Source organism: Pseudomonas sp. 10S5 (assembly GCF_035019745.1).
GTDB lineage: Bacteria > Pseudomonadota > Gammaproteobacteria > Pseudomonadales > Pseudomonadaceae > Aquipseudomonas.
Genome location: NZ_JASJVL010000007.1, coordinates 244,695 through 261,700, shown reverse-complemented (window position 1 = coordinate 261,700; position 17,006 = coordinate 244,695). Strand labels below are relative to the sequence as shown.

Here is a 17,006-nt window from a genome sequence, read left to right as displayed (position 1 = left end):
TCCCTGCTCCGCCAGGAGGAAAGGCCTTGAAAGACCTATTGAATTTGCTGAAAAACCAGGGTCAAGTCGAAGAGTTCGACGCCATCCGCATTGGATTGGCATCGCCTGAGATGATCCGTTCGTGGTCGTTCGGTGAAGTTAAAAAGCCGGAAACCATCAACTACCGTACGTTCAAGCCTGAGCGTGACGGCCTGTTCTGCGCCAAGATCTTTGGCCCGGTCAAGGATTACGAGTGCTTGTGCGGTAAGTACAAGCGCTTGAAGCACCGCGGTGTAATCTGCGAGAAGTGTGGCGTTGAAGTCGCACTGGCAAAAGTTCGTCGCGAGCGTATGGCTCACATCGAACTGGCCTCGCCAGTTGCACACATCTGGTTCTTGAAATCGCTGCCGTCCCGTATCGGCTTGCTGATGGACATGACCCTGCGTGATATCGAACGCGTTCTCTATTTCGAGAGCTATGTCGTTATCGATCCAGGCATGACCACCCTTGAAAAAGGGCAGTTGCTCAACGACGAGCAGTATTTTGAAGCGCTCGAAGAGTTCGGCGATGACTTCGATGCCCGTATGGGTGCTGAAGCTGTCCGTGAACTGCTGCACGCTATCGATCTGGAGCACGAGATTGGCCGTCTGCGCGAAGAAATTCCGCAAACCAACTCCGAAACCAAAATCAAAAAGCTGTCCAAGCGCCTGAAGTTGATGGAAGCCTTCCAAGGTTCCGGCAACCTTCCTGAGTGGATGGTTCTGACCGTTCTGCCGGTTCTGCCGCCAGATCTGCGTCCTTTGGTTCCGCTTGATGGCGGTCGTTTCGCTACATCTGATCTTAACGATCTGTATCGTCGAGTAATCAACCGTAACAACCGCTTGAAGCGTCTGCTTGATCTGTCCGCTCCGGACATCATCGTGCGTAACGAAAAGCGTATGTTGCAGGAAGCGGTCGATGCACTGCTCGACAACGGTCGTCGCGGTCGCGCGATTACCGGTTCCAACAAGCGTCCTCTGAAATCCTTGGCTGACATGATCAAGGGTAAGCAGGGTCGTTTCCGTCAGAACTTGCTCGGCAAGCGTGTTGACTACTCGGGTCGTTCGGTAATTACCGTAGGCCCGACCCTGCGTCTGCACCAGTGCGGTCTGCCTAAGAAAATGGCTCTTGAGCTGTTTAAACCGTTCATTTTTGGCAAGTTGGAAATGCGTGGTCTCGCCACCACCATTAAAGCCGCCAAGAAAATGGTTGAGCGTGAATTGCCAGAAGTTTGGGACGTTCTCGCTGAAGTCATTCGCGAACACCCGGTGTTGCTCAACCGTGCACCAACTCTTCACCGTCTGGGTATCCAAGCGTTTGAACCGGTTCTGATCGAGGGTAAAGCTATCCAGCTTCACCCGTTGGTCTGCGCTGCGTACAACGCCGACTTCGACGGCGACCAGATGGCCGTTCACGTACCGTTGACGCTGGAAGCTCAGCTCGAAGCGCGTGCGCTGATGATGTCGACCAACAACATCCTGTCGCCAGCCAACGGTGAGCCGATCATCGTCCCGTCGCAGGACGTTGTATTGGGTCTGTACTACATGACTCGTGAAGCGATCAACGCCAAGGGCGAGGGCCGAGTGTTCGCGGATCTGCAGGAAGTTGACCGTGTATTCCGCGCCGGCGAAGCTGCGCTGCATGCCAAAGTCAAAGTCCGCATCCACGAAACGGTTAACGATCGTGACGGCGGTAGCGTCAAGAACACCCGTATCGTCGACACCACTGTCGGCCGTGCGCTGTTGTTCCAAGTGGTCCCGGCCGGCCTGTCGTATGACGTGGTCAACCAGCCGATGAAGAAAAAAGCGATCTCTAAACTGATCAACCAGTGCTATCGCGTGGTTGGTTTGAAAGAAACCGTAATTTTCGCTGACCAATTGATGTACACCGGTTTTGCTTATTCGACCATTTCGGGTGTCTCCATCGGCGTTAACGACTTCGTTATCCCTGATGAAAAAGCTCGCATCATCGAAGCTGCTACCGACGAAGTTAAAGAAATCGAAGCCCAGTACGCATCAGGCCTGGTAACCCAGGGCGAGAAGTACAACAAGGTAATCGACCTTTGGTCCAAGGCTAACGACGAAGTGTCGAAGGCGATGATGTCGAACCTCTCGAAAGAGCGCGTTATCGACCGTCACGGCGTCGAGGTTGACCAAGAGTCGTTCAACTCGATGTACATGATGGCTGACTCCGGCGCCCGGGGTTCGGCTGCACAGATTCGTCAGCTTGCAGGTATGCGTGGTTTGATGGCCAAGCCAGACGGCTCGATCATTGAAACGCCGATCACCGCGAACTTCCGTGAAGGTTTGAGCGTACTTCAGTACTTCATCTCTACTCACGGTGCTCGCAAGGGTTTGGCGGATACCGCGTTGAAAACTGCGAACTCCGGTTATCTGACTCGTCGTCTGGTGGACGTCGCACAGGATCTTGTTGTTACCGAGGTTGATTGCGGTACCGAACATGGTCTGCTGATGACGCCTCACATTGAAGGCGGTGACGTTGTTGAGCCATTGGGTGAGCGCGTATTGGGTCGAGTAATCGCCCGCGACGTATTCAAGCCGGGTACCGATGACATCATCGTTCCTGCTGGCACATTGGTTGACGAGAAATGGGTTGAGTTCATCGAGCTGAACAGCATCGATGAAGTGATCGTGCGTTCGCCGATCAGCTGCGAAACCCGTTTCGGTATTTGCGCCAAATGCTACGGCCGTGATTTGGCTCGCGGACATCAGGTCAACATCGGTGAAGCGGTCGGCGTTATTGCCGCTCAGTCTATCGGTGAGCCAGGTACGCAGCTGACCATGCGTACGTTCCACATCGGTGGTGCGGCAAGCCGGACCTCCGCTGCTGACAGCGTTCAGGTTAAGAATGGCGGTACCGTCCGTCTGCATAACCTGAAGCACGTTGAGCGGGTAGATGGTTGCCTGGTTGCGGTATCCCGTTCGGGTGAGCTGGCGATCGCTGATGACTACGGTCGTGAGCGCGAGCGTTACAAGCTGCCTTACGGTGCCGTGATTTCGGTTAAAGAGGGTGACAAGGTCGACGCTGGCGCTATCGTGGCCAAGTGGGATCCGCACACTCACCCAATTGTCACCGAGATGAAAGGTACCGTGACCTACGTGGGCATGGAAGAAGGCATCACGATCAAGCGTCAGACCGACGAATTGACCGGTATGACCAACATCGAAGTTCTCGACGCCAAAGACCGTCCTGCAGCCGGTAAAGATATCCGTCCTGCCGTTAAGATGGTGGGTGTGGATGGCAAGGACCTTCTGCTGCCGGGTACAGACGTACCGGCTCAGTACTTCCTACCAGCCAACGCCTTAGTCGGTGTAGCGGATGGTGTGCAGGTTGCGATCGGTGATGTTATCGCTCGTATCCCGCAAGAAACCTCGAAAACTCGCGACATCACGGGTGGTCTGCCCCGCGTAGCTGACTTGTTTGAAGCTCGTCGTCCGAAAGAAGCCTCGATCTTGGCTGAAGTCAGCGGCACCATCGCATTCGGTAAGGAGACCAAAGGCAAGCGCCGTTTGGTTATTACCCCGAATGACGGTAGCGATCCGTATGAGGAGCTCATTCCAAAGTGGCGTCACCTGAACGTCTTCGAAGGCGAGCAAGTGAACCGCGGCGAAGTTATCTCCGACGGTCCTAGCGATCCACACGACATCTTGCGTTTGCTGGGTGTGAGTGCGCTGGCTAAGTACATCGTTAACGAGATTCAGGACGTCTATCGTCTGCAGGGCGTGAAAATCAACGATAAGCACATCGAGACGATTCTTCGTCAGATGTTGCGTAAAGTTGAGATCGCTGAGTCTGGCGATTCCACGTTCATCAAAGGCGATCAGATGGAGTTGACGCACGTTCTGGTAGAGAATGAGCGTCTGAGCGCGGACGAGAAATTCGTTTCCAAGTTCACCCGTGTATTGCTGGGTATTACCAAGGCATCGCTGTCCACCGAGTCGTTTATCTCTGCGGCCTCCTTCCAGGAGACAACCCGCGTGCTAACCGAAGCGGCGGTGACTGGCAAGCGCGATTACCTGCGTGGTCTGAAAGAGAACGTGGTCGTGGGTCGTTTGATTCCGGCCGGTACTGGTCTGGCTTATCACAGCGAGCGTAAGCGTCGTCGTGAAGCAGACAAGCCGATGCGTGTTAGCGCGAGTGAAGTGGAAGCAGCACTGACCGAAGCGTTGAACTCCAGCGGTAATTGAGAGTAGAGCCCTGGCATTTTCGGCCTAAAGCTGCAGAGATATCTCTGCTGTCTTGATGGTCAGGGATGCTGGGGCTTTGTCTTGACTGGGGGCAAGATCCTCTTTAGACTCTTGTACCCCTAAATTTGGCGGGACTGATGTCCTGCCATCTTGCTTTTTCGTAAAGCAATAGCGTCGAAAGACAACAGTGGAGCTTAAGATGGCAACGATTAACCAGCTGGTACGTCAGCCGCGTAAGCGTATCGTCGAGAAATCCGACGTACCTGCGCTGCAGAACTGCCCGCAGCGTCGTGGCGTATGCACTCGCGTGTATACCACTACGCCGAAAAAACCTAACTCGGCATTGCGTAAAGTATGTCGTGTGCGCCTGACCAACGGTTTCGAGGTTTCCTCGTATATCGGTGGTGAAGGTCACAACCTTCAAGAACACAGTGTTGTATTGATTCGTGGCGGTCGCGTAAAAGACTTGCCAGGTGTCCGTTACCACACCGTTCGTGGCTCCCTGGATACTTCCGGTGTTAAAGGTCGTAACCAAGGTCGCTCGAAATACGGTACCAAGCGTCCGAAGAAGTAATTTGACGCTTAGTAGTAAATTGCAGATTTCTATTTTTCTGAGTCGATAAGAGTAAGGTCGGGCGCGCCTCGCAAGAGAGTAGTAGTCCCGAGCTAACCTGAAGACCGTTTGAGGGCTTATCCATGCCAAGAAGACGCGTAGCAGCCAAGCGCGATGTGCTTGACGATCCAAAATACGGCAGCCAGATCTTGGCCAAGTTCATGAACCACGTTATGGAAAGCGGCAAGAAAGCCGTTGCCGAACGTATCGTTTATGGCGCGCTGGAAAAAGTTAAAGAACGCAAGAACAGCGATCCCCTGGAAATCTTCGAGAAAGCTCTCGACGCCATCGCTCCGCTGGTCGAAGTGAAGTCGCGCCGTGTAGGCGGTGCTACCTACCAGGTTCCTGTTGAAGTTCGCCCGTCCCGTCGTAATGCTCTGGCAATGCGCTGGCTTGTAGACTTCGCGCGCAAGCGTGGCGAAAAGTCTATGGCACTGCGTTTGGCTGGTGAATTGATGGACGCTGCTGAAGGTAAAGGTGCTGCAGTTAAGAAGCGTGAAGACGTGCACCGTATGGCTGAAGCCAACAAGGCTTTCTCGCACTACCGCTTCTAATTTTAGCGTCACTAATTTTGCGAGGGCTTTATGGCTCGTACTACTCCGATTAACCGCTACCGTAACATTGGTATCGTTGCTCACGTGGATGCTGGTAAAACCACCACCACTGAGCGCGTCCTTTTTTACACCGGCGTAAACCATAAAATGGGCGAGGTGCATGACGGCGCCGCGACCATGGACTGGATGGTGCAGGAGCAGGAGCGTGGTATTACTATCACCTCCGCTGCGACCACGGCCTTCTGGGCCGGCTCTGCCAAGCAGTTCGACAAGTATCGTTTTAACATCATCGATACCCCGGGCCACGTTGACTTCACCATTGAAGTTGAGCGTTCGCTTCGCGTACTTGATGGCGCGGTAGTTGTGTTCTGTGGCACCTCAGGTGTTGAGCCTCAGTCGGAAACCGTATGGCGTCAAGCCAACAAGTACGGCGTTCCACGTCTTGTTTATGTAAACAAGATGGACCGTGCTGGTGCGAACTTCCTGCGTGTGGTTGAGCAGATCAAAAAGCGCCTGGGTCACACTCCGGTGCCGATCCAGTTGGCTATCGGTGCAGAAGACAACTTCCAGGGTCAGGTTGATCTGATCAACATGGAAGCGGTTTACTGGGATGATGCTGACAAAGGTGCCGCTCCTCGTCGCGAAGCAATTCCTGCGGACATGCTTGAACTCGCTGCTGAATGGCGCGACAACATGGTCCAGGCTGCTGCCGAAGCTTCTGAAGAGCTGATGGACAAGTACCTCAATGAGGAGCAGCTGACTATCGATGAGATCAAGGCTGCTCTGCGTCAGCGTACTATCGCTGGCGAGATCGTCCTTGCTGTCTGTGGCTCTTCTTTCAAGAACAAGGGTGTTCCTTTGGTTCTTGATGCTGTTATCGACTTCCTGCCGGCTCCAGCCGATATTCCAGCCATCAAGGGTTCCGATCCTGATGATGAAGAAGTCGCAATGGAGCGTCATGCAGACGATACAGAACCGTTCTCGGCTCTGGCTTTCAAAATTGCTACTGACCCATTCGTGGGTACTCTGACTTTCGTGCGCGTTTACTCGGGCGTGTTGAGCTCCGGCGACGGCGTGATCAACTCGGTCAAGGGCAAGAAAGAGCGTGTTGGTCGTATGGTGCAAATGCATGCGAACACCCGTGAAGAAATCAAGGAAGTGCGCGCTGGTGACATCGCGGCCTTGATTGGTATGAAGGACGTCACCACGGGTGACACCCTTTGTTCGGCTGATAAGCCGATCATTCTTGTTCGTATGGACTTCCCGGAACCGGTTATTTCGGTTGCCGTTGAGCCGAAGACCAAGGATGACCAGGAAAAAATGGGTATCGCTTTGGGCAAGCTTGCTCAGGAAGATCCATCTTTCCGCGTCAAAACTGATGAAGAGACTGGTCAAACGATCATCTCTGGCATGGGCGAGTTGCACCTGGACATTCTGGTAGATCGGATGCGCCGTGAGTTCAACGTCGAAGCCAACATCGGTAAGCCTCAGGTTTCCTACCGTGAGAAAATCACGAAGGCCTGTGAGATCGAAGGCAAGTTCGTGCGCCAGTCTGGCGGTCGTGGTCAGTTCGGCCACTGCTGGATCCGTTTTGCACCGGCTGACGAAGGTCAGGAAGGTCTGCAATTTGTGAACGAAGTAGTGGGTGGTGTGGTTCCTAAGGAATTCATCCCGGCTATCCAGAAGGGTATCGAAGAGCAGATGAAGAACGGCGTTGTTGCCGGCTATCCGCTCATCGGCCTGAAGGCTACTGTGTTCGATGGTTCTTACCATGACGTCGACTCAAACGAGATGGCGTTCAGGGTGGCTGCTTCCATGGCGACCAAGCAATTGGCTTCCAAGGGCGGTGGCGTTCTGCTTGAGCCAGTCATGGCAGTAGAAGTTGTGACGCCTGAAGACTATATGGGTGACGTGATGGGTGACCTGAACCGTCGTCGCGGCATGATCTTGGGAATGGAAGACACGGTTTCCGGCAAAGTGATTCGTGCCGAGGTTCCGTTGGGTGAGATGTTCGGTTATGCGACCGACGTTCGCTCGATGTCCCAGGGTCGCGCAAGCTACTCTATGGAATTCAAAAAATACGATGTAGCTCCGTCGCATATCGTCGAAGCTGTCACTAAAAAACAAGGCTGATTCAGCCCCTTTAGGCTAGGAGTTAATTGTCGTGGCTAAAGAAAAATTTGTACGTGATTTACCGCACGTAAACGTTGGCACCATCGGTCACGTTGACCATGGCAAAACCACGTTGACTGCTGCACTGACCCGTGTTTGCTCCGAAATCTTCGGTAGCGCCGTTGTTGCTTTCGATAAAATCGACAGTGCTCCGGAAGAGAAGGCTCGTGGTATCACCATCAATACCGCACACGTTGAGTACAACTCAAAGATTCGTCACTACGCTCACGTTGACTGCCCAGGTCACGCTGACTATGTGAAGAACATGATCACCGGTGCTGCGCAGATGGATGGCGCAATTCTGGTTTGTTCGGCTGCTGATGGTCCGATGCCGCAAACTCGTGAGCACATCCTGCTGTCCCGTCAGGTTGGCGTTCCGTACATCGTTGTCTTCCTGAACAAGGCTGACATGGTCGATGACGCTGAGCTGTTAGAGCTGGTTGAGATGGAAGTGCGCGATCTGCTGAGCACTTACGACTTCCCGGGCGACGACACTCCGATCATCATTGGCTCGGCGCTGATGGCGTTGAATGGTCAAGATGACAACGAGATGGGCACCACTGCTGTTCGTAAATTGGTTGAGACTCTGGATACTTACATCCCAGATCCAATCCGTGTTATCGACAAGCCGTTCCTGATGCCGATCGAAGACGTATTCTCGATCTCTGGTCGCGGTACTGTTGTGACTGGTCGTATCGAGCGCGGTATCGTTAAGATTCAAGATTCGCTGGAAATTGTTGGTCTGCGTGACACTGTTGTCACCACCTGCACTGGCGTTGAAATGTTCCGTAAGCTGCTCGACGAAGGCCGTGCAGGCGAAAACTGCGGCGTTCTGTTGCGCGGTACCAAGCGTGACGACGTAGAGCGTGGCCAGGTTCTGGTTAAGCCGGGTTCGGTTAAGCCGCACACTACGTTCGAAGCTGAAGTTTACATTCTGAGCAAAGAAGAAGGCGGTCGTCATACTCCTTTCTTCAAAGGCTACCGTCCGCAGTTCTACTTCCGTACAACTGACGTGACCGGTAACTGCGAATTGCCAGAAGGCGTTGAAATGGTTATGCCTGGCGACAACATCAAAATGGTTGTTACGCTGATCAAGACCATTGCGATGGAAGATGGCCTGCGTTTCGCTATCCGTGAAGGCGGTCGTACCGTCGGCGCTGGCGTCGTAGCCAAGATCATCGCGTAATCGATGATCTGTCGAAAAAGCCCCCGCTTGCGGGGGCTTTTTTATTGGGTTGACACTATGTGGGAGCGTCTATAGAATTGCGCCTCCTTTTAACGGGCGTATTGCGCTCGGTGGGAACAGCAGCTGGGAGTCTGAAATCCAATGCAAAATCAGCAAATCCGTATCAGGTTGAAGGCTTTTGACCATCGTCTGATCGACCAATCTACCCAGGAAATCGTGGAAACCGCGAAACGTACTGGTGCACAAGTGCGTGGTCCGATTCCACTCCCTACCCGTAAAGAGCGGTTCACTGTTCTGGTTTCTCCGCACGTCAACAAAGACGCGCGCGACCAGTATGAGATCCGCACTCACAAGCGCGTTCTGGACATCGTCCAGCCTACGGATAAAACCGTAGACGCACTTATGAAGCTAGACCTTGCGGCCGGTGTGGAAGTACAGATCAGCCTCGGCTAAGACTCGGTCTTAGTCGTGTAACGCTCTGAAATGGGCGGCCATAGCGGGTGAAAGCCCCGTACACTCATGAGGTTTACAACATGACTATTGGTGTAGTCGGTCGTAAATGCGGTATGACCCGTATTTTCACCGAAGAAGGTGTCTCCATTCCGGTTACGGTCATTGAGATCGAGCCGAATCGCGTCACCCAGTTTAAAACCGAAGAAACCGATGGCTATCGTGCAGTGCAAGTTACTGTCGGTGTGCGTCGTGCTTCGCGTGTGACTGCTGCTCAAGCAGGTCACTTCGCTAAAGCGAACGTTGCTGCTGGTCGCGGTGTTTGGGAGTTCCGTCTTGAAGAAGGCGACTACCAGGCTGGCGACGTAATCAATGCAGAAATCTTCGCCGCTGGGCAGATGGTCGATGTGACCGGTCAGTCCAAGGGTAAAGGTTTCCAGGGTACTATCAAACGCCATAATTTCCGTGGCCAAGACAATACTCACGGCAACTCCGTATCCCACCGCGTCCCAGGCTCTATCGGCCAGTGCCAGACTCCTGGTCGTGTATTCAAGGGCAAAAAAATGTCCGGTCATATGGGCGCTGAGCGCGTGACCGTGCAGTCCTTGGAGGTGGTGCGCGTGGACGCTGAACGCAATCTGTTGTTGGTCAAGGGTGCTGTTCCTGGCGCTACTGGCGGCAACCTGGTTGTACGTCCGGCAGCCAAGGCTCGCGGTTAAGGGGAAGCTGACATGCAATTAAATGTAAATGACGCTCAAGCGATCGAAGTTTCCGAACTGACATTTGGCGGCGAGTTCAACGAAACACTGGTACACCAAGCAGTCGTGGCCTACATGGCCGGCGGCCGTCAGGGTAGCAAGGCGCAGAAGACCCGTTCCGACGTTTCTGGTGGCGGTAAGCGCCCTTGGCGTCAGAAAGGTACTGGCCGTGCTCGTGCCGGTACTATTCGTAGCCCAATCTGGCGTGGCGGTGGTACTACTTTCGCAGCTCGTCCACAAGACCACTCTCAGAAGCTTAACAAGAAGATGTATCGCGCAGCATTGCGCTCCATCCTTGCCGAGCTGGTTCGTACTGACCGTCTGGTCGTGGTTCAGGACTTCGTTGTTGAAGCACCGAAAACCAAGGATCTGCTGAACAAGCTGAATGGCATGGGTCTGACCGATGTTCTGATCGTGTCCGATGCTGTTGACCAGAATCTGTACCTGGCTGCTCGCAACCTTCCGCACGTAGATGTACGTGACGTCCAAGGTTCCGACCCAGTTAGTCTGATCGCATACGACAAAGTGTTGATCACTGTGTCGGCCGTGAAGAAATTCGAGGAGCTGCTGGGATGAACCAGGAACGCGTATTTAAAGTTCTACTTGGCCCGCACGTTTCCGAGAAGGCCACGGTTCTGGCTGACAAGAAAGGCCAGTTTGTTTTCAAGGTTGCAACTGACGCAACCAAGCTGGAAATCAAGAAGGCCGTCGAAAGCCTGTTCAGCGTGAAAGTGGAGCGCGTTACTACCCTGAATGTTCTGGGTAAGAGCAAGCGCACGGCTCGCGGTCTGGGCAAGCGTAATGACTGGAAGAAGGCAGTTATCTCCCTTCAACCGGGCCAAGATCTCGATTTCAGCAGCAGTGCTGAGTAAGGAAGGGGTGCATCATGGCAATCGTTAAATGCAAACCGACTTCCCCTGGCCGCCGTTTCGTGGTCAAGGTGGTCAATCAGGAGCTGCATAAAGGCGCTCCTCACGCACCGCTGCTCGAGAAGAAATCGAAGACTGGTGGTCGTAACAACAATGGCCGTATTACCACGCGTCACATTGGTGGTGGTCATAAGCAGCATTATCGTCTGGTCGATTTCCGTCGCAACGACAAAGATGGCATCAGTGCCACTGTTGAGCGAATTGAATACGATCCAAACCGTACTGCTCACATCGCACTGCTGTTGTACGCAGACGGCGAGCGCCGCTACATCATCGCCCCTAAAGGCGTTAGTGCTGGCGACCAGCTGATCGCAGGTGCTTTGGCACCGATCAAGCCGGGCAACGCTCTTCAACTGCGTAACATTCCAGTTGGTAGCACCGTACACGGCATCGAGTTGAAGCCGGGTAAAGGCGCGCAAATCGCACGTTCCGCTGGTGCTTCGGCTCAGCTGGTAGCGCGTGATGGTGTCTACGTGACCCTGCGTCTTCGCTCTGGTGAAATGCGTAAAGTATTGGCTGAATGCCGTGCAACGCTTGGCGAAGTCTCGAACTCCGAGCATAGCCTGCGTTCATTAGGTAAAGCTGGTGCCAAACGCTGGCGTGGCGTTCGCCCAACCGTTCGTGGTGTTGCCATGAACCCGGTTGACCACCCACATGGTGGTGGTGAAGGTCGTACCTCTGGTGGTCGTCATCCGGTATCGCCGTGGGGCTTCCCGACTAAGGGCGCGAAGACTCGTGGTAATAAGCGTACCGACAAAATGATCGTCCGTCGTCGCAAGTAAATAGAGGGATACGACAGTGCCACGTTCTCTGAAAAAAGGTCCTTTTATTGATCTTCACCTACTGAAGAAGATCGAAGTGGCGGCGGAAAAGAACGATCGCAAACCAGTTAAGACCTGGTCGCGCCGTTCTATGATCCTGCCGCAAATGGTCGGTTTGACCATTGCTGTGCATAACGGTCGTCAACATGTCCCAGTTCTTGTGAACGAAGACATGGTCGGCCATAAACTAGGCGAGTTTGCCGGTACCCGCACATATCGTGGGCACGTGGCAGACAAGAAAGCCAAGCGTTAAGGGGTAAGGAACGATGGAAGTAGCCGCTAAGTTGTCGGGCGCTCGAATCTCCGCCCAGAAAGCCCGCTTGGTCGCCGACCAGATCCGCGGGAAGAAGGTGGGCGAAGCGCTCAACCTGTTGGCTTTCAGCAGTAAGAAAGCCGCCGAGATCCTGAAAAAAGTGCTGGAGTCGGCTGTAGCCAACGCCGAGCATAACGAAGGCGCAGACGTTGATGACCTTAAGGTTTCCACCGTTTTCGTCAACGAAGGGCGTTCGCTGAAGCGCATCATGCCGCGTGCCAAAGGCCGCGCTGATCGCATCGTCAAGCGGTCTTGCCATATCACTGTCAAGGTTGCTGACAAGTAACGGAGTCGAAGAGATGGGTCAGAAAGTACATCCCATTGGCATTCGCCTGGGAATCGTCAAGGAGCACACCTCCGTCTGGTACGCAGACGGTCGGACTTATGCGGACTATTTGTTCGCTGATCTGAAGGTGCGCGAGTATCTCCAAGACAAATTAAAAAGCGCGTCCGTAAGCCGTATCGATATCCATCGTCCGGCTCAGACTGCACGTATCACCATCCACACCGCTCGTCCTGGCATTGTGATCGGGAAGAAAGGTGAAGATGTTGAGAAACTGCGTCAGGACCTGACCAAGCAAATGGGTGTGCCTGTGCACATCAATATCGAAGAGATCCGTAAGCCGGAACTGGACGGTATGTTGGTTGCGCAGAGCGTAGCTCAGCAGCTGGAGCGCCGTGTAATGTTCCGCCGCGCTATGAAGCGCGCTGTTCAGAACGCCATGCGCATTGGTGCCAAAGGCATCAAAATCCAAGTGAGCGGTCGTCTCGGCGGTGCTGAAATCGCACGTACTGAATGGTATCGCGAGGGTCGTGTTCCATTGCACACCTTGCGTGCCGATATCGACTATGCCAACTACGAAGCTCACACCACTTATGGTGTGATCGGTGTAAAGGTTTGGATCTTTAAAGGCGAAGTAATTGGTGGTCGCCAAGAAGAGCTGAAACCACAAGCACCAGCGCCTCGTAAAAAAGCTGCTAAGTAAGGGGTACGCCAAATGTTGCAACCAAAGCGTACGAAGTTCCGCAAGCAGATGACAGGCCACAACCGTGGCTTGGCACAGCGCGGTAGCAAAGTCAGCTTCGGCGAATATGCGCTGAAGTCTGTTGCTCGTGGTCGTCTTACCGCCCGTCAGATTGAGTCAGCGCGTCGTGCACTGACCCGTCACGTTAAACGTGGCGGCAAAATCTGGATCCGTGTATTCCCGGACAAGCCCGTCACCAAAAAGCCACTCGAAGTTCGAATGGGTAAAGGTAAGGGTAACGTGGAATACTGGGTTGCCCAGATTCAGCCAGGCAAAGTCCTGTATGAAATCGAGGGTGTTTCTGAAGAGCTGGCGCGTGAGGCTTTCGCCCTGGCTGCTGCAAAGCTGCCACTCGCCACCTCCTTTGTTAAACGGACGGTGATGTGATGAAAGCGAATGAACTTCGTGAAAAATCAGCACAGCAGCTGAACGAGCAACTGCTCGGCCTGCTGCGTGACCAGTTCAATCTGCGTATGCAGAAAGCAACTGGCCAGTTGGGGCAGTCTCATCTGCTCTCGCGAGTTAAGCGTGACATTGCTCGCGTGAAGACTGTGCTCAACCAGCAGGCAGGTAAGTGATCATGGCTGAAGCCGAAAAGACCGTCCGTACGCTGACTGGCCGTGTTGTCAGCGACAAAATGGACAAGACAATCACCGTTCTGATCGAGCGTCGCGTAAAGCACCCGATCTACGGTAAATACGTTAAGCGTTCGACGAAGCTGCATGCGCATGACGAAACTAATCAGAGCCACATCGGTGACAAAGTCACTATTCGTGAAACTCGTCCAGTTGCCAAGACCAAGTCTTGGGCGCTGGTTGAGATTCTCGAACGCGCTGTGGAAGTCTAAGGACTAGGGGTCGGAGAAATTATATGATTCAGACTCAATCCATGCTCGATGTGGCTGATAACAGCGGCGCACGCCGCGTTATGTGCATCAAGGTTCTGGGTGGCTCCCACCGTCGTTATGCTGGCATCGGTGACATCATCAAAGTAACCGTGAAGGAAGCAATTCCTCGCGGCAAAGTGAAAAAAGGCCAAGTGATGACTGCTGTAGTAGTCCGCACTCGCCATGGTGTTCGTCGCGCAGACGGCTCCATTATCCGCTTTGATGGCAACGCTGCTGTTCTGTTGAACAACAAGCAAGAGCCGATCGGCACCCGTATCTTTGGGCCAGTGACGCGCGAACTTCGGACTGAAAAGTTCATGAAGATCGTCTCCCTCGCCCCAGAAGTGCTGTAAGGAGATCCGACATGCAAAAGATTCGTCGTGACGACGAGATCATCGTGATCGCCGGCAAAGACAAAGGTAAGCGCGGTAAGGTGCTTAAGGTTCTCGTTGATGACCGTCTGGTCGTTGGTGGGATCAACCTGGTAAAGCGTCATACCAAGCCAAACCCTGCGTCGGGCGTACAAGGCGGTATCGTCGAAAAAGAAGCGCCATTGCACGCTTCTAACGTCGCCATTTTCAACGGCGCAACCAACAAGGCAGATCGCGTTGGTTTCAAAGTTGAAGAAGGCAAGAAAATTCGTGTCTTCAAGTCGACCCAAAAAGCGGTTGATGCTTGAACACTGCTAGGTAGAAGACCATGGCACGACTAAAAGAGATTTACCGGAAGGAAATCGCTCCGAAGCTCAAAGAAGAACTTGAGCTTTCGAACGTGATGGAAGTTCCGCGCGTTACAAAGATCACCTTGAACATGGGTCTGGGTGAGGCGGTCGGTGACAAAAAAGTCATCGAGCACGCTGTTGCAGACCTTGAAAAGATCACGGGTCAGAAGTGCGTTGTTACTTACGCTCGGAAATCCATCGCGGGCTTCAAGGTTCGTGAAGGCTGGCCGATCGGCGTTAAAGTCACTTTGCGTCGCGATCGTATGTATGAATTTCTGGATCGTCTGCTGTCGATCTCCCTGCCTCGGGTTCGCGACTTTCGCGGCCTGAATGCCAAGTCCTTCGATGGTCGTGGTAATTACAGCATGGGTGTAAAAGAGCAGATTATTTTCCCGGAAATCGATTACGACAAGATCGATGCTCTTCGCGGTCTGGACATTACCCTGACCACCACTGCTCGGACGGATGATGAAGGTCGCGCATTGCTGCGTGCTTTCAAGTTCCCGTTCCGCAACTGATTGGAGTAGGACAATGGCCAAGATGAGCATGAAGAACCGCGAGCTGAAGCGTCAGCTCACGGTTGCCAAGTACGCCAAGGCGCGTGCAGCGTTGAAAGTTATCATCGTGGATCTGAACGCAAGTCCAGAAGCACGCTGGGAAGCTCAAGTAGCTCTGCAAAAGCAGCCCCGTGACGCAAGCGCTTCGCGCATGCGTAACCGCTGCCGCATCACTGGTCGTCCACACGGCGTCTATCGCAAGTTCGGTCTCGGCCGTAACAAGCTGCGTGAAGCAGCTATGCGTGGTGACGTTCCGGGTCTGGTTAAAGCCAGCTGGTAAAGCGTTAATCTCGTTTTGCGTCGGTCGATCTTGCATAAGATCGACCCGCGTGAAGCAAGAATTTGAATCAGGCCCCTTTTGGGGCTTGATTCATTTTCGGGGTGTGTCTAGAATGATCGGCTCGCCTGAGCCCGTGCGTTCAATTGCCCGGAGTTTCTCGGCGACAAGCTGTAGCCGTAAGGCTTATTTTTATGTAATAGGAGCGTCTAGCCCATGAGTATGCAGGACCCGTTAGCGGACATGCTAACTCGTATCCGTAATGCCCAGATGGCTGAAAAGCCCGTCGTAAGCATGCCATCTTCCACGTTGAAGGTTGCTGTTGCCAAAGTCCTGAAGGACGAAGGTTACATTGCGGGTTATCAGATCAGCAGCGAAATCAAACCGTTGCTGTCCATCGAGCTGAAATACTTCGAAGGCCGTCCAGTCATCGAAGAAGTGAAGCGCGTTAGCCGTCCAGGCCTGCGTCAGTACAAGTCCGTCGATGATCTGCCTAAAGTTCGTGGCGGTCTCGGTGTGTCTATCGTCTCCACCAATAAAGGTGTGATGACGGATCGTGCTGCGCGCGCTGCCGGTGTCGGCGGCGAAGTTCTTTGCACAGTGTTCTAAGGGGGGATAAGCATGTCACGCGTAGCTAAGAACCCCGTAAAGTTGCCAGCAGGCGTCGAAGTTAAGCTCGTCGGCCAGCAGCTTTCGGTGAAGGGTGCCAAGGGCACTCTAGATCTGAACATCCATTCGTCCGTTGAGATTGTTGAAGAAGCTGGTGAGCTGCGTTTCGCTGCTCGCAATGGCGATCAACAAACTCGCGCAATGGCCGGCACCACTCGTGCACTGGTTAACAACATGGTCCAGGGCGTAAGCCAAGGCTTCGAGCGTAAGCTCCAGCTGGTCGGTGTTGGTTATAAAGCGCAAGCAAAAGACAAAGTGCTGTCTCTGGCACTTGGCTTTTCGCACCCGGTGGAATACGACCTGCCGAACGGCATCACCGCTGAGACTCCCAACCAGACCGATATCTTCATCCGAGGTATCGACAAGCAGTTGGTTGGTCAAGTGGCCGCTGAGATCCGCGACTTCCGCCGTCCTGAGCCATACAAAGGCAAAGGTGTGCGTTACGCGGACGAAGTCGTCCGCCGTAAAGAAGCCAAGAAGAAGTAGGGCATAGCAAATGACCGTCAAAAAAGTTACCCGACTGCGTCGCGCTCGCAAAGCACGCTTGAAAATGCACGAATTAGAAGTCGTGCGTCTCTGCGTGTACCGCTCTTCGCAGCACATTTATGCCCAGGTCATTTCGGCCGACGGCAGCAAAGTCTTGGCGAGCGCCTCGACTTTGGACAAAGACCTGCGTGATGGAGCCACTGGCAACATCGACGCGGCCACTAAGGTTGGCCAGCTGGTCGCTGCGCGTGCGAAAGCCGTCGGCGTTTCACAAGTGGCTTTCGACCGTTCTGGCTTCAAGTACCACGGCCGCGTGAAAGCGCTGGCTGATGCTGCTCGTGAAGGCGGACTGGAGTTCTAAGT

At 53.7% G+C, this 17,006-nt stretch carries 23 protein-coding genes; all 23 read left to right on the top strand.

Features of this window, described 5'->3' with window-relative positions; all coding sequences use genetic code 11:
* Nucleotides 1-26 precede the first annotated feature (26 nt).
* The 23 genes from rpoC to rplR all read left to right on the top strand — a co-directional run bounded on the left by rpoC (nucleotide 27) and on the right by rplR (nucleotide 17,004).
* A complete protein-coding gene (gene rpoC, locus QN378_RS10240) occupies nucleotides 27-4,226 on the top strand; it encodes a DNA-directed RNA polymerase subunit beta' (RefSeq protein WP_322205598.1) in 4,200 nt (1,399 codons plus the stop codon).
* Between the two features lie 199 nt (nucleotides 4,227-4,425).
* Nucleotides 4,426-4,800, top strand: coding sequence for a 30S ribosomal protein S12 (rpsL, locus tag QN378_RS10235; RefSeq protein WP_213879453.1), 375 nt, complete (start codon nucleotides 4,426-4,428; stop codon nucleotides 4,798-4,800).
* Between the two features lie 122 nt (nucleotides 4,801-4,922).
* Nucleotides 4,923-5,393, top strand: coding sequence for a 30S ribosomal protein S7 (gene rpsG, locus QN378_RS10230; protein WP_003400433.1), 471 nt, complete (start codon nucleotides 4,923-4,925; stop codon nucleotides 5,391-5,393).
* Between the two features lie 30 nt (nucleotides 5,394-5,423).
* Nucleotides 5,424-7,526 carry an elongation factor G gene (gene fusA, locus QN378_RS10225; RefSeq protein WP_322205597.1) on the top strand — a complete coding sequence of 701 codons (2,103 nt, stop codon included), beginning with the start codon at nucleotides 5,424-5,426 and terminating at the stop codon, nucleotides 7,524-7,526.
* Nucleotides 7,527-7,557: 31 nt separating this feature from the next.
* Nucleotides 7,558-8,751 (top strand): elongation factor Tu, encoded by a 1,194-nt coding sequence (tuf, locus tag QN378_RS10220; RefSeq protein ID WP_322166335.1) that lies wholly within the window; start codon nucleotides 7,558-7,560, stop codon nucleotides 8,749-8,751.
* A 141-nt stretch (nucleotides 8,752-8,892) separates the two neighbouring features.
* The gene (rpsJ, locus tag QN378_RS10215; RefSeq protein ID WP_003186070.1) at nucleotides 8,893-9,204 is read left to right on the top strand and encodes a 30S ribosomal protein S10; all 312 of its coding nucleotides are present in this window, start codon (nucleotides 8,893-8,895) and stop codon (nucleotides 9,202-9,204) included.
* Between the two features lie 80 nt (nucleotides 9,205-9,284).
* Entirely contained in the window at nucleotides 9,285-9,920 is a 636-nt protein-coding gene (rplC, locus tag QN378_RS10210) for a 50S ribosomal protein L3 (RefSeq protein ID WP_219062787.1), read from the top strand.
* Nucleotides 9,921-9,932: 12 nt separating this feature from the next.
* Complete coding sequence (gene rplD / locus QN378_RS10205) at nucleotides 9,933-10,535, top strand: 50S ribosomal protein L4 (protein ID WP_219062785.1); 603 nt, start codon at nucleotides 9,933-9,935, stop codon at nucleotides 10,533-10,535.
* On the top strand, nucleotides 10,532-10,831 hold the full coding sequence (gene rplW / locus QN378_RS10200; protein ID WP_002555488.1) for a 50S ribosomal protein L23: 300 nt from the start codon (nucleotides 10,532-10,534) through the stop codon (nucleotides 10,829-10,831). The genes rplD and rplW overlap by 4 nt, the downstream gene beginning before the upstream one ends.
* Before the next feature lie 14 nt (nucleotides 10,832-10,845).
* Nucleotides 10,846-11,670 (top strand): 50S ribosomal protein L2, encoded by an 825-nt coding sequence (gene rplB, locus QN378_RS10195; RefSeq protein WP_322166334.1) that lies wholly within the window; start codon nucleotides 10,846-10,848, stop codon nucleotides 11,668-11,670.
* 16 nt (nucleotides 11,671-11,686) lie between these two features.
* Nucleotides 11,687-11,962, top strand: a complete 276-nt coding sequence (rpsS, locus tag QN378_RS10190; RefSeq protein ID WP_002555486.1) for a 30S ribosomal protein S19 — start codon at nucleotides 11,687-11,689, stop codon at nucleotides 11,960-11,962.
* Nucleotides 11,963-11,975: 13 nt separating this feature from the next.
* Entirely contained in the window at nucleotides 11,976-12,308 is a 333-nt protein-coding gene (gene rplV, locus QN378_RS10185; RefSeq protein ID WP_002555485.1) for a 50S ribosomal protein L22, read from the top strand.
* Between the two features lie 13 nt (nucleotides 12,309-12,321).
* Nucleotides 12,322-13,008 (top strand): 30S ribosomal protein S3, encoded by a 687-nt coding sequence (rpsC, locus tag QN378_RS10180; protein WP_003176422.1) that lies wholly within the window; start codon nucleotides 12,322-12,324, stop codon nucleotides 13,006-13,008.
* A 12-nt stretch (nucleotides 13,009-13,020) separates the two neighbouring features.
* Complete coding sequence (gene rplP / locus QN378_RS10175) at nucleotides 13,021-13,434, top strand: 50S ribosomal protein L16 (protein ID WP_282379294.1); 414 nt, start codon at nucleotides 13,021-13,023, stop codon at nucleotides 13,432-13,434.
* Nucleotides 13,434-13,625, top strand: coding sequence for a 50S ribosomal protein L29 (rpmC, locus tag QN378_RS10170; protein ID WP_322166333.1), 192 nt, complete (start codon nucleotides 13,434-13,436; stop codon nucleotides 13,623-13,625). The genes rplP and rpmC overlap by 1 nt, the downstream gene beginning before the upstream one ends.
* Nucleotides 13,626-13,627: 2 nt before the next feature.
* The gene (gene rpsQ / locus QN378_RS10165; RefSeq protein ID WP_322166331.1) at nucleotides 13,628-13,894 is read left to right on the top strand and encodes a 30S ribosomal protein S17; all 267 of its coding nucleotides are present in this window, start codon (nucleotides 13,628-13,630) and stop codon (nucleotides 13,892-13,894) included.
* Nucleotides 13,895-13,917: 23 nt separating this feature from the next.
* On the top strand, nucleotides 13,918-14,286 hold the full coding sequence (gene rplN / locus QN378_RS10160; RefSeq protein WP_002555479.1) for a 50S ribosomal protein L14: 369 nt from the start codon (nucleotides 13,918-13,920) through the stop codon (nucleotides 14,284-14,286).
* An 11-nt stretch (nucleotides 14,287-14,297) separates the two neighbouring features.
* Nucleotides 14,298-14,612: a 50S ribosomal protein L24 gene (gene rplX, locus QN378_RS10155; RefSeq protein ID WP_322166330.1), complete on the top strand. Its 315-nt coding sequence runs from the start codon at nucleotides 14,298-14,300 to the stop codon at nucleotides 14,610-14,612.
* Nucleotides 14,613-14,632: 20 nt separating this feature from the next.
* Nucleotides 14,633-15,172 carry a 50S ribosomal protein L5 gene (rplE, locus tag QN378_RS10150; protein WP_322166329.1) on the top strand — a complete coding sequence of 180 codons (540 nt, stop codon included), beginning with the start codon at nucleotides 14,633-14,635 and terminating at the stop codon, nucleotides 15,170-15,172.
* A gap of 13 nt (nucleotides 15,173-15,185) precedes the next feature.
* Nucleotides 15,186-15,491: a 30S ribosomal protein S14 gene (rpsN, locus tag QN378_RS10145; RefSeq protein WP_322166327.1), complete on the top strand. Its 306-nt coding sequence runs from the start codon at nucleotides 15,186-15,188 to the stop codon at nucleotides 15,489-15,491.
* Nucleotides 15,492-15,704: 213 nt separating this feature from the next.
* Complete coding sequence (gene rpsH, locus QN378_RS10140; RefSeq protein ID WP_065833640.1) at nucleotides 15,705-16,097, top strand: 30S ribosomal protein S8; 393 nt, start codon at nucleotides 15,705-15,707, stop codon at nucleotides 16,095-16,097.
* 12 nt (nucleotides 16,098-16,109) lie between these two features.
* Complete coding sequence (gene rplF, locus QN378_RS10135) at nucleotides 16,110-16,643, top strand: 50S ribosomal protein L6 (RefSeq protein ID WP_322166326.1); 534 nt, start codon at nucleotides 16,110-16,112, stop codon at nucleotides 16,641-16,643.
* A 10-nt stretch (nucleotides 16,644-16,653) separates the two neighbouring features.
* Nucleotides 16,654-17,004, top strand: coding sequence for a 50S ribosomal protein L18 (gene rplR, locus QN378_RS10130; RefSeq protein WP_322205595.1), 351 nt, complete (start codon nucleotides 16,654-16,656; stop codon nucleotides 17,002-17,004).
* The last annotated feature ends 2 nt before the right edge of the window (nucleotides 17,005-17,006 follow it).